This is a genomic window from Bradyrhizobium sp. (assembly GCF_019242285.1).
Lineage (GTDB): Bacteria > Pseudomonadota > Alphaproteobacteria > Rhizobiales > Xanthobacteraceae > Bradyrhizobium.
Map to the genome: position 1 here is coordinate 1 of NZ_JAFAVV010000660.1, position 2,839 is coordinate 2,839.

At 64.9% G+C, this 2,839-nt stretch carries 2 protein-coding genes and 1 pseudogene; all 3 read left to right on the plus strand.

What is annotated here, in order from left to right:
- A pseudogene (locus JOY90_RS26620) lies at positions 1-117 on the plus strand (5-carboxymethyl-2-hydroxymuconate isomerase); the annotation flags it as partial.
- Entirely contained in the window at positions 110-1,648 is a 1,539-nt protein-coding gene (hpaE, locus tag JOY90_RS26625) for a 5-carboxymethyl-2-hydroxymuconate semialdehyde dehydrogenase (RefSeq protein ID WP_291694084.1), read from the plus strand. The pseudogene JOY90_RS26620 and the gene hpaE, both read left to right, overlap by 8 nt.
- Before the next feature lie 96 nt (positions 1,649-1,744).
- Entirely contained in the window at positions 1,745-2,728 is a 984-nt protein-coding gene (gene hpaD, locus JOY90_RS26630; RefSeq protein WP_291694085.1) for a 3,4-dihydroxyphenylacetate 2,3-dioxygenase, read from the plus strand.
- Positions 2,729-2,839: the final 111 nt, after the last annotated feature.

Genomic DNA, 2,839 nt, shown 5'->3' on the forward strand with positions numbered 1-2,839 from the left:
GTTTTCGCCGGAAGCAGGTTCGCGCTGTCGTTCGACATGCAGATCAACGACAAGGAGACGAGCTGGAAGCGCAACAACATCCACAAGGCGTTGAAGGCGGAGGCTGCGCATGGATAAGGCCACCCCGACATCCGATCTGTTCCAGGCCAACCGAGAGCGCGCGGCGCCGCTGCTGAAACAGCTCCGCGCCGACGGCATCGGTCACATGATCGATGGCAAGACCGTGCCGTCGATCTCCGGCGAGAGTTTCGAGACCAAGTCGCCGATCGATAACACCGTGCTCGCGAGCGTGGCCCGCGGCAATGCCGAGGACATCGATCGCGCGGCGACGGCGGCGGCGCTGGCGTTCAAATCCTGGCGCGACATCGGGGCTGCGATGCGCCGCAAAGTGCTGCATCGCGTCGCGGACGCGATCGAGGATCGCGCCGACGACATCGCGGTGCTCGAATGCATCGACACCGGCCAGGCCCATCGCTTCATGGCCAAGGCCGCGATCCGGGCGGCGGAGAACTTCCGCTTCTTCGCCGACAAATGCGCCGAGGCGCGCGCCGGCCTCAACATGCCGAGCGAGGAGCACTGGAACGTCTCGACCCGCGTGCCGATCGGTCCGGTCGGCGTGATCACGCCCTGGAACACGCCATTCATGCTCTCGACCTGGAAGATCGCCCCTGCCCTTGCCGCCGGCTGCACAGTCGTGCACAAGCCCGCGGAGTGGTCGCCGGTGACCGCCGACATGCTCGCCAAGCTCGTCAAGGAAGCCGGCATTCCCGACGGCGTGCTCAACACCGTGCACGGTTTTGGCGAGGAGGCCGGCAAGGCGCTGACCGAGCATCCCGCGATCAAGGCAATCGGCTTCGTCGGCGAAAGCGCGACGGGATCGGCGATCATGGCGCAGGGCGCGCCGACCCTGAAGCGCGTGCATTTCGAGCTCGGCGGCAAGAACCCGGTGATCGTGTTCGACGACGCCGATCTCGACCGCGCGCTCGATGCGGTCGTGTTCATGATCTACTCGCTGAACGGCGAGCGCTGCACCCCTTCCAGCCGGCTCCTGATTCAGGACAGCATCGCGGAGAAGTTCATCTCCAAGCTGACGGCGCGGGTACAGGCGCTGAAGGTCGGCCATCCCCTCGATCCCGCGACCGAGATCGGGCCGCTGATCCATGAGCGGCATCTCGACAAGGTCTGCCGCTATTTCGACGTCGCGCGCAACGAGGGCGCCGCGATCGCAGTCGGCGGCCGAACTCATGCCGGCCCGGGTGGCGGCCACTATATCGAACCGACGCTGGTCACCGGGGCGAACGCAAGAATGCGGGTGGCGCAGGAGGAGGTGTTCGGGCCGTTCCTGACCGTAATTCCATTCCGCGACGAGAATGATGCGATCGCGATCGCCAACGACGTCAATTACGGCCTGACCGGCTATGTCTGGACCGCCGACATGGGCCGCGCGCTACGCGTGGCCGACGCGCTGGAGGCCGGCATGATCTGGCTCAACTCGGAGAACGTCCGCCATTTGCCGACCCCGTTCGGCGGCATGAAAGCGTCCGGCATCGGCCGCGACGGCGGCGACTATTCCTTCGACTTCTACATGGAAACCAAGCATGTCTCGCTGGCGCGGGGCACGCACAGGATTCAGAGATTGGGAATCTGATAACAGCCGTCATTCCCGGGACGGGTCGCGAGCCCGGAATCTCGAGATTCCAGGTCTGGTCCTTCGGACCATCCCGGAATGACCGGAGAGCACATCATGCCCGTTCCGCAGCACGTCTTCGATCCGCCTTTCAACATCATCCGCTCCAGCCATGCGGTGCTCGACGTCGTCGACCTCGACCGCAGCCGGTCATTCTACGAGACCACCGTCGGCCTGCACGTGGAGGACTGCGACGGTGACGCGGTGTATCTGCGCGGCAGCGAGGAGCACCAGCATCATTCGCTGGTGCTGCGCAAGGCGAATACGCCGGCCTGCAACCGGCTGGGGCTCAAGGTCGGCAACGAGAACGATCTCGACAAGGCAGCGGCGTTCTTCTCCGAGAACGGCATCGTCCACGCATTTGCCGAGCAGCCGTTCCAGGGCCGCACGCTGCAATTCACCGATCCCTTCGGCTTCCAGATCGAGCTCTATGCTGCGATGGACAAGCGGCCGCATCTGTTGCGCCGCTATGATCTCTACAAGGGCTGCCATCCGCAACGGCTCGACCATTTCAACGTGTTCGCGCCCGAGGTCCAGGACACCATGGACTTCTACACGCGGCTCGGCTTTCGCCTGACCGAATATGCCGAGGAGGACGGCCCGAACGGACGCATCGCCGCAGCCTGGCTGCACCGCAAGGGCAATGTGCACGACTTCGCGCTGACCAACGGCAAGGGCCCGCGGCTGCATCACTTCGCCTATTGGGTGCCGACCGCGATGAACGTCCTGCATCTCTGCGACGTCATGGCCTCCTCCGGCTATCTCAAGAACATCGAGCGCGGCCCCGGCCGCCACGGCATCTCCAACGCGTTCTTCCTCTACGTCCGCGACCCCGATGGCCACCGCCTCGAGCTCTACACCAGCGACTATTTCACCATGGATCACGACCATGCGCCGCTGCGCTGGTCGCTGAAGGACCCCAGGCGGCAGACGCTGTGGGGCGCACCGGCCCCGCGCTCCTGGTTCGAGGAAGGTTCCCCCTTCGCCGGACAGGCGGTGCGGGATCCGAGGTTCGTTGCCGACGTCACGGTTGCGGACTAGAAGATGAGATCGCTCGCGCTCCTCGCGGCGACGTTAGGGATCATGATCTCGGGCATGACCGCAGCAAGAACGACGGAACTGAAACTGGTCATCGGCGGCTCGCTGGCGCCG